Here is a 14,206-nt window from a genome sequence, read left to right as displayed (position 1 = left end):
GCAGCACCCGACCGCCCAGCAGGCCCCGCACCAGGAGCATCGTGAGCGACATCTTCGGAACCCCCCGCCAGCGACCCGAGCCACCGTCCGGGGGTGGCGGGGTGGATCGGCGCCGGCGTGTCCTGGTGCCGACGCTGGTGACCCTGGCGGTGCTGCTGTTCCTGGGCTCGATCTTCATGAACGTCTACACCGACCGGCTGTGGTTCCGTTCGGTGGAGTACACGCAGGTCTGGAACACGTTGCTGATCACCCGGGTGGGCATGTTCCTCGTCCTCGGGCTGCTGTTCGCACTGTTCGTCGTGGTCAACATGTACCTCGCGTACCGCTTCCGGCCCGACTCCGTGCCGTTGCCGGCGCGAGCCGATCCCGCCTACCGGTACCGCCAGGCGCTGACTCCTGTCGTCAAGCCCGCCCTCCTGGTGGTGGGACTGCTGCTCACCGCGTTCGCCGGGTCCGTGGCCTCCAGTCGGTGGGACACCTTCCAGCTGTGGCGCAACGGCACGTCGTTCGGCCAGGAGGATCCGCACTTCGGCCGCGACATCAGCTTCTTCGTCTTCGACTACCCGTGGCTGCGCTTCGTCACGTCCTACACCTTCGCGGCGATCGTCCTGTCCGTCATCGCTGTGGCGTTCATCCTCTACGTATACGGCGCGGTCCGGATCCAGGGCCGAGGAGCATCGTTCACCCGCGCGGCGCAGGTGCACCTGTCGGTGCTCGTGGGCCTGGGTGTGCTGCTGCGCGCCTTCACCTACTGGCTGGACCGTTACGGCTTGGCCATCAGCGAGGGCGGTCTGTTCGATGGCATCGGGTACACCGATGCCAACGCTCGCATCCCGGCGAACAACATCCTCATCGGTGTGGCCATCCTGTGCGCGCTGCTGTTCTTCGCCACCGCCGTGATCCGTTCATGGGTGCTGCCGGGCATCGGTCTGGGACTGCTGCTGCTGACGTCGGTGCTGCTCGGCGGCATCTGGCCGTACGTCATGCAGTCCTTCCAGGTCCGGCCCTCCGAGCCTGACCGTGAGGGGCCGTACATCGCACGCAACATCGAGGCGACCCGGGACGCCTATGGCGTCGCCGACGTGCAGACGGAGCGTTACAGCGCCAACACGACCCTGGAGCCGGAGGAGCTGAGCACCTCTGCGGAGTCGCGCGTGAGCACCCGCCTGCTGGACCCGACGCTCATCTCGCCGGCGTTCGAGCAGCTCCAGCAGGTGCGCGGCTACTACACGGTGCCGCGGACCCTCGACGTCGATCGCTACGCGTTGGGGGACGACGAGCAGCCGCAGGACGTCATCATCGCAGCACGCGAGCTGAACCTCGACGGCCTGCAGCCCAACCAGCGCAACTGGGCCAACGACCACACGGTCTACACCCACGGGTACGGCCTCATCGCCGCGCGCGGCAACCAGCGTGGCCCGCAGGGCGAGCCGGTGTGGGTGCAGAAGGACATCCCGCCCACCGGTGAGATCGAGACGGAGGTGCCGCCGCGCATCTACTTCGGTGAGAACTCTCCGTCGTACTCGATCGTGGGCCGCCCTGACGGTGCCGACCCGATCGAGGTCGACATCCCCCGCGGTGGTGGCAGCGATGACGAGGACGACACGGAGAACGTCACGCAGAACACCTATGACGGCGAGGGTGGCGTGAACGTCGGCAACATCTTCCACAAGGTGCTGTACGCGTTCAAGTTCGCCGAGCCCAACATCGTGCTGTCGGAGCGTGTCAACGAGAACTCCAAGATCCTCTACGACCGTCACCCGCGTGAGCGTGTCGAGAAGGTGGCGCCGTGGCTCACGGTCGACGGTGACGTCTACCCGGCCGTCGTGGACGGGCGTCTGGTCTGGATCGTCGACGGATACACCGCGAGCAACCACTACCCGTACTCCGAGCAGCGTTCACTGCGGGAGGCCACGGCGGACACGCTGACGCAGGGGCCCACCCAGGCCGCGCTGCCCAGCGACCAGGTCAACTACATGCGCAACTCCGTCAAGGGCGTCGTCGACGCGTACGACGGAACCGTCGACCTGTACCAGTGGGACGAGGAGGACCCGATCCTCGAGACCTGGATGAAGGTCTTCCCGGACGTGGTCCAGGACAAGGACGAGATCAGCGACGGCCTGCTGGAGCACCTGCGCTACCCGGTCGACCTGTTCAAGGTGCAGCGTGACGTGCTGACCCGCTACCACGTCACCGACGAGCAGACGTTCTACGAGGACGGTGAGCGCTGGCGCGTCCCGGAGGATCCGGCCGGGTCGGACAACTCGCTGCAGCCTCCGTACTACCTGACCGTGGCGCGCCCCGGCCAGGAGGACCCGCGGTTCTCGTTGACCAGCGTCTACACGCCGCAGAGCAGGCAGAACCTGGCCTCGTTCATGTCGGTCAACTCCGAATCAACCGATGAGGACTACGGCACGATCCAGATCCTGCAGCTGCCGAGCGAGACGCAGGTGCCGGGTCCGAGCCAGATCGCCAACCAGTTCAGCTCCGACCGTGGAGTCACGCAGGCGCTGCTGCAGTTCCGTCAGTCCGATGCGACGGTGCTCAACGGCAACCTGCTGACCCTGCCCGTCGGCGATGCACTGCTGTACGTTCAGCCGGTCTACATCCGTCGTTCGGCGGAGGACGGCTCGTACCCGTTGCTGCAGTTCGTCGCGGCGTCCTTCGGTGACGAGGTCGGCTTCGGCCAGACGCTCGATGAGGCCCTGCGCGTGGCGCTGGACCTGGAGGAGGGCCAGGTGCCTGATCCCGACGAGGAGGCCGACGAGGGCGACGCCGACGCTGACGCTGACGCCGGAGATGCTGATGGTGGTGATGCCGATGGCGGCGGTGAGAAGACCACCAGTGAGTACCTCGAGGATGCCTCACGGTTCTACAGCCTGGCCCAGGATGCCCTGGCCGACGGTGACCTCGCTGAGTACCAGCAGCGGATCAACCAGATGAACAGCGCCATCGAGAACGCCCAGGACACCCTGGACTGACAGGACGCCCTGGACTGACCTGAGCCCCGACCACCGAGCAGCGCCTCGGTGGTCGGGGCCTCTGTTCGAGCCAAGCCCCGGTGCTCTGTGGTGGTGCGAGTCAGGCCTCGGTGATCGAGTGCGACGCGAGCTCTGCCAGCGGCGATGGAGGCGTCGCGCCAAGGGCGTAGCCGCGACGGAGCGAAGCCACCTTTCCGGTGCCAGGGGCCGCGATGACGCCACGTGACCTTCCTCGCACCACCCCGATTTGGATGACAGATGTCCGTAGCGTAAAGTTCATCAGGTCGACGCGGGGTGGAGCAGTTCGGTAGCTCGCTGGGCTCATAACCCAGAGGTCACAGGTTCAAATCCTGTCCCCGCTACCAATGTGATCTCTCAAGAGATCGGAGACACCCGAACCTGCAGAGGCAGGTTCGGGTGTTCTCATTTCTGAGGCTGATAGTCCCGGTTGGGGTCGAGGATGAGCTCTCGCAGGAGTTCGCCGGTGGTGGCATTGACGATGCGGACGTGCAGGTCGTGGATGAGCAGGATGATGTGGGTTCGGGCGTGGGTTCGACCACAGCCGATGTGGTGGAGTCGGCCGGCGTTTCGCAGGGTGACGGCGCCGGTCTTGTCGATGCGGTCGTGACGGACTTGTGCGTGGGTCTGGGTGTCGCGGCTGTTGCCCGGCAGTGCTTTGGGCATGGTCTGAAAGAGCGCCGCGGGGGTCGCTCGGTGCGGCAGTGAGCGATGAGGCCGGTGATGGTTGCAGTTCTCGACGAAGGCGTCCAGGAGGCTCTGGAGCTCGGTGACTGAGCGTGGCTGGTTCGGTTGTGCGGGGAGCCATTTCTTCATCGCCTGCTGGAATCTTTCGATGCTTTGCCCTGGGTGGTGGGGTGGTTCGGTTTTCCGTTCTTCTGGGTGACGTGGAGCCGGCGAAGCTCGTGCTCCAAGGCATTGCGTCCGCCTCGTCCGCCGGCGAGTCGGGTGGTGGGGCACCTCCCTGCTCGGAGCGCAGCGGAGAGCTTGGGGGAAAGACCATGCCGTTGTCGGTGAGGGTGGAGGCTGGGATGCCAGCGGTTCTGATGGCTTTGCGGAACTGCTCGAGCACGGTCGGGCCGGTGACTCGAGGGTGTGCGGTGACGCTGATGGCGTAGCGGGTGCAGTTATCGAGCCAGGTCAGGATCTCGACGTCGGCGCCGTCGAGGAGGCGGTAGTGGGTGGGGGCACCGCCCTGCACGGAGTGCTTGGGGGAAAGTCGGACTGCCAGGTCTCGTTGGGCAGCTGGGCCTGGAATCGGATGTAGGACGACTTCGGTCTCTTCTTCGGCTCGGGGGTGACGAGTCCGGCTTTGGCCAGGTGGCGGCTGATCGTCGCGGCTGACACGGTGACGTCGTGGTGGTGGGCCAGATGCCACCTGATGGTGTCGAGACCGGCATCCAGACCCGAGCCATCGAGCTCGCGACGCAGGGTGCAGATCAGCTCGATCGTCGAGGCGTCGATAGCCGTCGGGGACGTCTTGGCACGACGCGAGCGGGGCTCGAACGCCGCCTCGCCCTCGGCCTCGTAGCGGGCCTTGAGCTTGTAGACCCAGGAGCGGTGCACCCCATAGCGGGCAGCCACTTCCGAGGGTGGCTGGTGCTCGATGAACAAGGCGGTGATGACCAGGCGAGCCTTCGACATCCCCGAGCATCAACCCCGAGCGAGTGTCTCCTATGACTTGAGAGATGTGTCGCCTATGTCCTGAACCAGCACACTGTCCCCGCTACCACCCGAAGGGCCCTGATCAGCACGCTCGGCTTCCTGCTTTGTGAGCTGGATTTCCTTCTGCTTCCTTTTCGCTGCCTGCCTGCCTGCCTAGCTGTTGCTGGCCAGGAGGTTGTTGACGTTTCTCGCGGGTGGCTGGTCGCGCAGCTACACTGGTGTCATGCGGATGCAGCAGCGATTTCAAGACCCCCGGCCGGGATATGGCCGCGGGGTCTTCGACGCGCAGTCGTAGCGCAGTAGGTCTCCGCAGGTACGGCCGGGGGAATTTTCTCGTCCTTCACCTACCTGCCATCTTCTTGGAGACCTTCGCATGTCGCACGCCGACTATCTGACTTCCGACCAGCTCTATCGCGCTCTCAACGTGCGCGACCTCACCGATCCCGACCAGGGGCCTCACGCCATCCTGACATTGCTGCAATCGGTCATCGACCGTTTGCAGCCCGAGTGGGACAGCTCCCTCCGGTATGTGCGCAGCTCGCCGGTCGTTCCTGTTCGGGACAACTACGACCGCCTCGGTTACGACCCGGATGATGTTACTCGGGCTCGCCGGTACACCCGTTACATCAGCCCTGCAGTGATGCTTCGCAGTCATATGAGTGCCGAACTCCCGCGCGTCCTTGAGGACTATGCGGGGATGTCCGAGGTGGATGAGTTACTCGTGGTGCCCGGCCTCGTCTACCGTCGCGACGCCGTCGATCGCACCCACGTGGGGGAACCCCACCAGGTGGACTTGTGGCGCATCCGTAGCACTCCGGATACCGATGACGAGGACATGCTCACGATGATCGGCCACTTGGTCGAGGCAGTCCTTCCGGATGCGCAGTGGAGAACAACAGACGTGGCGCACCCATACACCGTCGGTGGTAGGCAGATCGACGTGCTCCACGACGACGAATGGCTTGAGCTCGCCGAGTGCGGCCGCATCCATCCCGAGGTGCTGCGCGGATCGGGCCTCGACCCCGAGCGATGGTCCGGCCTGGCTCTCGGTATGGGCCTTGAACGTGCACTCATGCTGCGCAAGGGCATCCCTGACATCCGCTATCTCCGGGCAGAAGACCCGCGCATAGCAACCCAGATGCTCACCCTGGATCCATGGCAGCACGTTTCACTTCTGCCTGCGGCCCGGCGCGACATTTCAGTCGTCGTGGATGCACAAGAGGACGAGGAGACGCTTGGTGACCGCATCCGCGTCGCCCTCGGAGATAACGCCGACGTCATCGAGTCTCTCGAGATTCTCAGCCGCACACCCCACGAGGGACTACCCGAGGCCGCGCGCTCTAGGCTCGGCACTCTGGAAAGACAAGTCAATCTCCTGATCCGGATCATGCTGCGCCCCATCGACCGCACCCTGACCTCGGAAGAGGCCAACGTGATCCGCAACGTGATCTACGAGGCCGTGCATGAAGGCCCGGTGATGGAGCTGATCTGAGATCGCTGAGAGCAGCCATGACCTCGCCTACGCATGCCAACGCTCCCCTCTCACCCGAAGGCCGACGCCGCCTGATCGAACGCTGCCGCACCCGCCCTATCTCCCACGTGGCCGCCGAGATGGGGATCTCCCGCGCAACCGCCTCGAAATGGGTCAACAGATACAAGCGATTCGGGAAGACCGGCCTACTGGACCGCTCATCTTCTCCGGCCCGACAGCCATCTGCAACGCCTGGCTGCCTCGTGCAGCAGATCGAGTCGATGCGGCGGGAACACAAATGGTCGGCGTCCCGTATTGCGTTCGAGCTCGAGCAGGCAGGAACACCGGTGAGCCGTCGCACCATCACCCGGCTCCTCGCACAGCTGGGCCTGAATCGACGGAAGTTTATCGACCCGAACGGCGAGACGAACCGGGAGCCGCAAAGGATCAACGCCAAACGTCCCGGCCACATGGTGCATCTGGACGTGAAGAAGGTCGGGCGCATCCCCGACGGCGGCGGGTGGCGTGTGCACGGCAAAGGCAGCGAGAAGGCCAAGGCTGTCGCCCGCACGAAGACCCGCGGTGCCAGGACCGGGTACATCTACCTGCATTCCGCCATCGACGGACACACCCGACTCGCTTACACAGAAGCGTTACCGGATGAGAGGGCCGTCACTGCCGTCGCGTTCTTCGGGCGGGCCAGAGCCTGGTTCGCTAAGCACGGCATCACCCGGATCGAGCGCGTCGTGACTGACAACGGTTCCTGCTACCGATCTGCTGCCTTCCGCGAAGCGGTCGGGACCAGCCGACACCAGCGCATCACGCCATACACGCCTCGACACAACGGCAAAGTCGAGCGCTACAACCGGATCCTCGCTGAAGAGTTCCTCTACGCGCGCATCTGGCGCTCGGAAGCAGAACGCGCTGCCGCGCTGGAAACGTGGAACCGGCACTACAACTATCACCGTCCCCACGGCGCTCACGACGCGCAACCGCCTGCCTCTGCAGCACCGACACGCGTCAACAACGTCATGGCCTCATACACCTAGCCTCAGCCTGAGCCGCCTTGCATGCGTGCAGTCCTTCAACTGTCGCGGATCTGTTCCTCGAGGGAAGAGTAGTAGGTCAGAGGACTTCAGAAATGGGCCCGGGTGGAAGTCAACCGTGGGCCGGCGATGACGGCCCCCGAGCCGGTCGGGGCGCTGCGCAGGAGCGTCGGATCTTTAGTCGTGTGCCACATCACCGGCGATTCGAAGTGTCGAGCGGTGAAGCGGTCTGCGGGCACATCAGAACCTTGCGCCGAAGCCATCGTTCGCCTGCGGTCAGTCGACAGAGATGCGCACGGGACCGCCCTCGGGGGAGGCGTCACGCAGAACTGGGGCCGGCACACGAAAGACCCGCCCTGGTGCGCAGGGCCAAGGGATTCTCTTTCGTGCGACGACGCGGCCACCCTGGCGAACAGTGACTGTCGGAAAGCGGATCGTCGCGTCGGCCCACAGGAGAAGTCGGCCGCGGGCCGGGAGCCGGTCGGCGTTGACCACCTGTGGCGCTACCCAGCGCAGTGGTGGATCGACCTCGAGCCTAGGGCCCTGCGCACGCGGAGCTTCTCGGTTGAGCCACGCGAGCACCGAGGTGACCACGTGCTCACCGTCGAGGGCGGCAACGTCGGCGGTGTCCACGGGGTGGACCATGTTGCCGATCGCGAAGATGCCGGGAGCGCTGGTGGCCAACCCACCGTCGACCACCGGCCCCCTGGTCAATGGGTCGAGTTCGATGCCCTGTGCGCGGGCCAGCTCGTTGTCAGGAATCCAGTCACCCGTCGTGACGACTGTGTCGCACTCGATCACGCGACGAGTGCCGGTGCGAGTGTCTTCCAGCTCGACCGACGAGACCCGCCCACGGCCATTGATGCGTACGACGCGGGTCCGGGGGGACACGGGCACTCGCAGCACGGCACGTCCGAACATCCGAAACGCGGCATAGGCCTCGGACCGCTCGTATAGAGAGGTCATCACCATTGGAGTGCAGCCCGCTTCGCGCAAGGTGATCGCGGCCGACCAGCTGACGAGCTCAGCCCCGATGATCACGGCGCGTTCACCCACCTGCCGGTGGTGCATGTGAACAAGGTTCTGCAGCTGACCGGTGGTGTAGACGCCGTCCGGGCGGTCGCCGGGGATCAGGCGCGCCGGCCGGGGACGCTCTCGTGCCCCAGTGGCCAGGACCACCACGTCCGCCTCGACAGCACGCCGCCCTTGAGGGGAGGTGACCTCGAAGGTCCGCTCCCCGACCCAACCCGTGACCATCGCCTCCGTCTCGATGACCGCGCCGGATCGCTGAGCCGTCTCCACGAGCCGCTTCGCGTACTCGGGTCCGGAGAGGAATCGATGGAGGTCGCGGATGCCGTAGCCCGGGTGGTCGCTGTGCCGGGGGATACCCCCCGCCTGCTTCTCGCGATCGAAGACTCGGACCTCCCCACCGACGATCGGGGTGAGCGCCGTGGCTGCCGCCAGGCCAGAGGGTCCGCCGCCAATCACGGCCACGCGGACGTGCTGGCTCATCAAGCACCGCCTTCCAGGTCGCTCGTGCTGCCGCGTGACTCCAGCAGGGCCTGGACATTGGCGCCGCAGAAGAAGCCTTGGCAGCGACCGTTCATCAGTCGCGTCCGCCGACGCAGGCCCTCCATCGACACCGGGGGAACCGTCGAGGCGAAGGCGTCCCGCACCTCGCCGCGCGTGACGCGCTCGCAGAAACAGACCACGCTGCCGTAGGCCGGATCCCGCTCGATCCGCTCGGCGTCCTGGTAGGGCCGTACGCCGGCCTCACCGATGTTGGGCATTCGGGGAGCCGGGGGCAGCGCTTCAGGTCGCGGGCTGACGTCGACCTCGGCGGCGGCCAACATCCCCATGGTGTGCTCGGCGAGCGCCATGCCCGCCGTCAACCCGGTCGAGCGGATGCCGCCGAGCACCACGTACCGATGGTCGGGATCCAGCTCCACGACATAGTCGCCGTGCTCGGTCGCCGCGCGCAGGCCGGCGTAGCTGGCTGTGACCTCCTCCTGCAGCAGGGTGGGCATCAACCGCTCGCCCTTAGTGAGGAGAAAGTCGAAGCCCTGCTCGGACGTGCCGGTGGCCTCGCGGTCCTCAAGGTCCTCCGCGGTGGGGCCGAGCATGACGTTGCCGTAGATGGTCGGACTCACAAGCACGCCCTTGCCCTTGGACGACGGAACCGGGAGCACGATCTTGGGGACCTTGGCGCGGGCGAGCTTGTCGAAGACGAAGAGCTCTCCCCGCCTCGGCGTCACAGTGAACCGGTCGTACCCGAAGGCTCGATCGATCCAGTCCGAGCCGAGCCCGGCGGCGTTCACCACCCACCGCGCCACTACCGGTCCCTGGGAAGTCAGCAGCCGCGAGTGCGGACCGTAGCGCTCGACGGCCTCCACCCGGTGCCCAGTCAGCAGAGTGACGCCCCGCTCGACAGCTTCGCTCGCGAGAGCGAGGTTGGTCGTCCAGGTGCAGATGATGGACTCATCGGGCACAGAGAGCCCGCCGAGTGCCCCCGGCCCCAGGTCCGGGACCTGGGTGTAGACGTCCTCCGCGGTGGCGATCCGGCACCGGTCGTAGCCGTTCTGCTCGGCCTTGTCCTTCAGCCCGGGGAGAGCGTCCAGCTCCTCGTCCGTCCATGCCACCAACAGGGCGCCAGTGCGCTCGACCGGGATGCCGGTCCTCTCGGCGTAGGCCCCCAGTAGCTCGTACCCACGAGCCACCATGCGTGACTCCAACGTGCCTGGCTTGGCGTCGAAGCCGGTGTGCAGGATGGCGGTGTTGGCCTTCGACGTGCCGTCGCCGATGTCGTCGCGCGCTTCCAGCATGGCCACCGAGTGGCGGGTCGCCGCCAGCTCTCTGGCCACCGCCGCGCCGACGATGCCTGCGCCGATGACGACGAAGTCGAAGGTGCGGTCCTGCTCGTCGATCATGTCGGGTTCCTTGTTAACTGCAGGGGTCGGCACGAGCGGGTCGGGGCGCGCCTTTCCCGACTCGCCAAGTCAGCGGCTCGTGGGTCGGACTGCTGCTGGACAGTGCCGGCTGGCGAGAATACGTCCTCGGTGGTCGGCCAGGGCTTCTCGTGCCCGTCGCTCATGCACCCTCCTGTGTCAGCCGAGATCGTCACGGGTCGACCATGGGTATCTGGTCTAGACCATCTGGTGTAGGGCAGACGGTACAGCCCAGCGCTGCTAGCGTGTCAACTGTGCCGGGGAATCGTCGTGCGAGCGCGTCCTCGCCGAAGTATGTGGAGATCGCTGATGTACTGCGTCAGCAGATCACGAGCGAGAGACTCGCTCCGCACACCCTGATGCCGTCAGAGCGTGAGTTGAGCGAGGCCCACGGCGTCAGTCGGATGACGGCGCGCAACGCGCTCTCGCTGCTCGAGGCCGAGGGCCTGGTCTACCGTCGTCCCCCGAGGGGGACCTTCGTTGCTGAGCCTCGTGTGACCTTTCACGTCGGCAGCTTCAGCGACGAGCTGGCCCGCGCCGGCAAGCGACCAGCCGCCCAGTTGCTGTGGGCAGAGACCCGGGACGTGCCTGCGGTGATGACGGAGTTCGGGGATGGCCCGGCCCACGCCGTGCGCCGTCTGCGCTATGCCGACGGCGAACCGATCGCGCTGGAGACCAGCTACTTCCACCGTGAGCTGACGCCGGGTCTGCTCGACCGGTCGCTGGATGAATCCATCTGGCAGCTGCTTCGTGAGGAGTACGCGATCATCCCTGCTCGTGCCCGTGCCTTGGTGCGCTCCATCGTGCTCGACCATGCCTCCTGCAGTCGGCTGATGATCCGCTCGGCCTCACCGGGCATCTTGCTGACGCGGTGGACCTACGATGCCGAAGGCCGTTGCTTCGAGTTCGCCCAAGACGTCTATCGAGCTGACCGCGCCGAGTTCGAGGTCGAGGCAAGCTTCGACCCCAGAGCTCGATGAGCGGGCGAGCCGTCGTCTTCGACTTCGACGGAGTACTGATCCGAGGCGATTCCACCGTTGACTTTCTGCGCCGGCGGCTGCGGCGTGCCCCGTGGCTCCTGCCACCGATCACGTTCACTGCCGCGGGGTTCGCACTGAGTGACCGGCATGGTCCGTCGCGGACGCGGTGGTCCGAGCGTGTGGTGGGGGCGCTGGGCCTGGGCCGCAGCATGCATGCGGTGGAGTCCGAGCTCCGCGAGCTGGCCCACACCCTGCACGCCGATGCCTCGCGGGTGCCCGAGCGGGCGAGCGACGTGCTGCGCGACCACGTGCGCCGTGGTGACCGCGTGCTCGTCTCCTCGGCCGGGCTCGAGCCGTTCGTGCGGACGTGGGTCTCGCTGCTCGATGAACCCAACGTGACAGTCGCGGCGAGCACTCTGGTGCAACGTCCCTGGGGCGTGGCCATGGCCGATCATCACTACGGCGCTCGAAAGCTGCAGAAGGCCGCCGAGCTGGACTACATGCCGCCGTTCGACATCGTTTACTCCGACTCCGACGCGGACCTGCCGCTGCTGCAGAACGCCCGGCAACCCGTCCTGGTGGGCCCGTCGGAGCGAACCCTGCGAGCACTGCCGGCCGCGGTGCGGGCGCGCGCCACCGTCTGGCGTGGTTGACCGGCCGCTGGTCGCTTCAGGCGATGAGCAGTCCGACGCCGGCGGCTTCCAGGCTTTCGCGTTCACGACGAGGCAGGCCGGAGTCGGTGATCACGCCGGTCATGTCCGTCAGGGCGCACACGTGCCACGGCGCGACCACACCGACCTTGGAGGAGTCGGCCAGCACGAAGGTCCGATGGCTGTTGTGCAGCACCATGCGCTTGACCGGTACCTCACCCAGCTCGTAGTCGGTCAGGCCGTGCTGGACTGAAAGCCCGCCGGAGCCGAGGAAGGCGACGTCGGGATGGACCTCCCGCAGGAAGTCGACAGCCGTAGCGCCGGAGGTGGCGAGGTCGCCGGCGCGGACAAGACCGCCCACCATGAGTACCGAGAGGCTGGGGTGCTCGGCCAGGATCTGGGCAACGCGGATGGAGGGCGTGATGACGGTGGCACGCAGGTCCGAAGGGACTTGACGGGCCACGGTGGTCGCCGTGGTGCCGATGTCGATGAAGATGGTGTGGGCTGAGGTCATCAGCTCCGCGGCAGTCCGCGCAACGGCTGTCTTGGCCTCGGCGGCGATCTCCTCACGGGTATCGAACGCCGGTTCCGTGGAGCCAGGGACGGCTGCTGCCACCGCTCCGCCGTGCACGCGGGTCAGCTCACCGCTCTGCTCGAGCCGGGCCAGGTCCCGGCGGACCGTCTCGACCGAGACGCCGAGGGATTGAGCGATCTCCTCGGTGCGGACGCTGTCTTGGCTGTGCAGGAGGTCCATGATGCGTGAGCGGCGGGTGGTCGCCAGCAGTGTCATGGTGGATTCCTTTGTGAATGCCTGTCTCTGACCGCCGTGACTTTACCAAGCAGGTCAATTCCACCCAATCTGTGCAGGACGGTTGCACGAACAGGCACTTTCGGGCAACATTCCACGGAATCGGTCGGAGTGACTGATTGCACTCCGCCGTTTACTTCGAAAGGTTCCCTGTGACTGCGAAGATCACGATTCTTGCCGTCTTTGGAGCAGTGCTCGTCGCACTGGCCATCCGATCGGCTCGTCGCGCGCACGCTTATGAGGACTTCAACCTCAACGGCCGACGGACAGGGTTGCCTGCCCTGGTCGGCACCCTCGGCGCAGCTGAGTTCAACACCGCCACGCTGATCGGTGGCGCCTCGGTTGCCTATCTCTATGGCACGGTCGGCATTTACTACACGTCGCTGATCTTTATCTTCGTCTTCAGCATCTACGCGCTGACGGTTGCCAAACCGTACCGTCGTTTGCAGATCTCGACGATCGCGGAGTACTTCGAACGACGTTTCACCGGGCGACTCTCCGAGCCCACGCGAGCGTTGGCGAGCGTGATCACCCTGACGTTCACCTGGATCGCTCCGGCCACCTATCTGGCAGGCCTGTCGGTGATCGTCGCAGTGCTGCTGGGCGTCGACCCGGTACCCACGGTCGTCGCGATAACTGTGCTCTGCCTGGTGCTCGCACTGGCGGCCGGCTTCATCACCGCGCTGTCGTTCGACGTGTTCGCCTACGGGATGATCTTGGTCTTCGTGCCCGTGCTGTTCATCGTTGCCTACACAAACTCCGGCGGCTTCAGCTCGCTCGGTGATGTCTTCGAGCCCCAGTTCCTGTCGTTCGAGCCGGTGTGGGACCTGGAGGCCTACGGCTTCGCCGCAGTGCTCACGTGGGGCTTCCAGAACATCATGCTCTACCTCGCAGCCCCTTGGTACGGTCAGCGGATCTTTTCCGCCCGGACGGAGTCGATCGCCTACCGCGGCATGATCATCAACACCGTCCTCATCACGGTGCTCTACGGCCTCGTCGTTCTGGCCACGATGTTCAGCCGAGTGCTCATGCCGGACTTGGATGCTCCGGAGGAGGCGCTGCCGCGCCTGGTCTTGGACTACACCTCGCCGATCATGCAGGGCCTGCTGCTGGTGACGCTGCTGCTCGTGGGTATCACCACCATGGTGGCCATCTGGAATGCCGCGGTTTCCATCGTCGTCAACGACCTGCTGCGCCGCTACGCCTTCCGTGACCGTGACGACCGTTTCTACATCAACGCCAGCCGCGTCGTGTTCCTCGTCCTCGGCGCATCAACACTGCTGTTCGCCCTGACCTTCGTGGGCAGTATCCTGCTGGCACTGACCTACGTCTCGGTCTTCACTGCGTTGCTGGCCTTCCCGATCCTGGCGGGACTGTACTGGCGCCGTTTCACGACTCTGGCCGCGCTGCTCAGCATGATCGCCGGCGTCGTGTACGTCTCGATCGCGCTGCTGTTCTCCTTCCCCTACCACCTCGTCAGCCCGGTAGGCGTGGCGCTCTCGGCAGTCGTTGGCGTCGCCACCACGTTGGCGCGACCGGGCACGGGCCCTGAGCCGGAGGTCGAGGAGTTCTTCGCCGTGGCCAAGGGGAACAAGGAGTACGCGGACTCTGGCCCCGCGACGGCGTGACGGTTAGCCTCGAC

11 protein-coding genes and 1 tRNA gene are annotated in these 14,206 nt (G+C 65.9%); 7 read left to right on the top strand and 5 right to left on the bottom strand.

From position 1 onward, the window contains the following. Positions 1 to 41 precede the first annotated feature (41 nt). Complete coding sequence (locus ACEVFP_RS13370) at positions 42 to 2,981, top strand: UPF0182 family protein (protein WP_374999958.1); 2,940 nt, start codon at positions 42 to 44, stop codon at positions 2,979 to 2,981. Positions 2,982 to 3,269: 288 nt separating this feature from the next. Further along, positions 3,270 to 3,346, top strand: a tRNA-Met gene (locus ACEVFP_RS13365). Positions 3,347 to 3,404: 58 nt separating this feature from the next. Here the strand turns inward: ACEVFP_RS13365 and ACEVFP_RS13360 are convergent. Further along, a complete protein-coding gene (locus ACEVFP_RS13360) occupies positions 3,405 to 3,959 on the bottom strand; it encodes an integrase core domain-containing protein (RefSeq protein WP_374999957.1) in 555 nt (184 codons plus the stop codon). Between the two features lie 180 nt (positions 3,960 to 4,139). Then, positions 4,140 to 4,643, bottom strand: a complete 504-nt coding sequence (locus tag ACEVFP_RS13355; RefSeq protein ID WP_374999956.1) for a helix-turn-helix domain-containing protein — start codon at positions 4,641 to 4,643, stop codon at positions 4,140 to 4,142. Between the two features lie 394 nt (positions 4,644 to 5,037). Between ACEVFP_RS13355 and ACEVFP_RS13350 the strand changes: the two genes are divergently transcribed. Together ACEVFP_RS13350 and ACEVFP_RS13345 are read left to right on the top strand one after the other, a co-directional pair. Then, positions 5,038 to 6,156 carry a hypothetical protein gene (locus ACEVFP_RS13350; protein ID WP_374999681.1) on the top strand — a complete coding sequence of 373 codons (1,119 nt, stop codon included), beginning with the start codon at positions 5,038 to 5,040 and terminating at the stop codon, positions 6,154 to 6,156. A gap of 17 nt (positions 6,157 to 6,173) precedes the next feature. Then, a complete protein-coding gene (locus tag ACEVFP_RS13345) occupies positions 6,174 to 7,184 on the top strand; it encodes an IS481 family transposase (RefSeq protein ID WP_374999955.1) in 1,011 nt (336 codons plus the stop codon). Positions 7,185 to 7,457: 273 nt separating this feature from the next. Here ACEVFP_RS13345 and ACEVFP_RS13340 read toward each other — a convergent pair whose 3' ends face one another. Continuing rightward, the gene (locus ACEVFP_RS13340) at positions 7,458 to 8,693 is read right to left on the bottom strand and encodes an NAD(P)/FAD-dependent oxidoreductase (protein ID WP_374999954.1); all 1,236 of its coding nucleotides are present in this window, start codon (positions 8,691 to 8,693) and stop codon (positions 7,458 to 7,460) included. After that, on the bottom strand, positions 8,693 to 10,108 hold the full coding sequence (locus ACEVFP_RS13335; protein WP_374999953.1) for an NAD(P)/FAD-dependent oxidoreductase: 1,416 nt from the start codon (positions 10,106 to 10,108) through the stop codon (positions 8,693 to 8,695). The genes ACEVFP_RS13340 and ACEVFP_RS13335 overlap by 1 nt, the downstream gene beginning before the upstream one ends. Before the next feature lie 203 nt (positions 10,109 to 10,311). On the opposite strand from ACEVFP_RS13335, the gene ACEVFP_RS13330 reads away from it, so the two are divergent. Together ACEVFP_RS13330 and ACEVFP_RS13325 are read left to right on the top strand one after the other, a co-directional pair. Beyond that, positions 10,312 to 11,106 (top strand): GntR family transcriptional regulator, encoded by a 795-nt coding sequence (locus ACEVFP_RS13330; protein ID WP_375003832.1) that lies wholly within the window; start codon positions 10,312 to 10,314, stop codon positions 11,104 to 11,106. Beyond that, entirely contained in the window at positions 11,103 to 11,759 is a 657-nt protein-coding gene (locus ACEVFP_RS13325; RefSeq protein ID WP_374999952.1) for an HAD family hydrolase, read from the top strand. The genes ACEVFP_RS13330 and ACEVFP_RS13325 overlap by 4 nt, the downstream gene beginning before the upstream one ends. 16 nt (positions 11,760 to 11,775) lie before the next feature. Here the strand turns inward: ACEVFP_RS13325 and ACEVFP_RS13320 are convergent, their stop codons facing one another. Beyond that, positions 11,776 to 12,546 carry a DeoR/GlpR family DNA-binding transcription regulator gene (locus ACEVFP_RS13320; protein ID WP_374999951.1) on the bottom strand — a complete coding sequence of 257 codons (771 nt, stop codon included), beginning with the start codon at positions 12,544 to 12,546 and terminating at the stop codon, positions 11,776 to 11,778. Positions 12,547 to 12,716: 170 nt separating this feature from the next. Here ACEVFP_RS13320 and ACEVFP_RS13315 point away from each other — a divergent pair, with 170 nt between their 5' ends. Continuing rightward, positions 12,717 to 14,192: a sodium:solute symporter gene (locus ACEVFP_RS13315; RefSeq protein ID WP_374999950.1), complete on the top strand. Its 1,476-nt coding sequence runs from the start codon at positions 12,717 to 12,719 to the stop codon at positions 14,190 to 14,192. Positions 14,193 to 14,206: the final 14 nt, after the last annotated feature.

This window comes from Aeromicrobium sp. CTD01-1L150 (genome assembly GCF_041951745.1).
Lineage (GTDB): Bacteria > Actinomycetota > Actinomycetes > Propionibacteriales > Nocardioidaceae > Aeromicrobium.
This window is presented reverse-complemented; position numbering and strand designations above follow the sequence as displayed.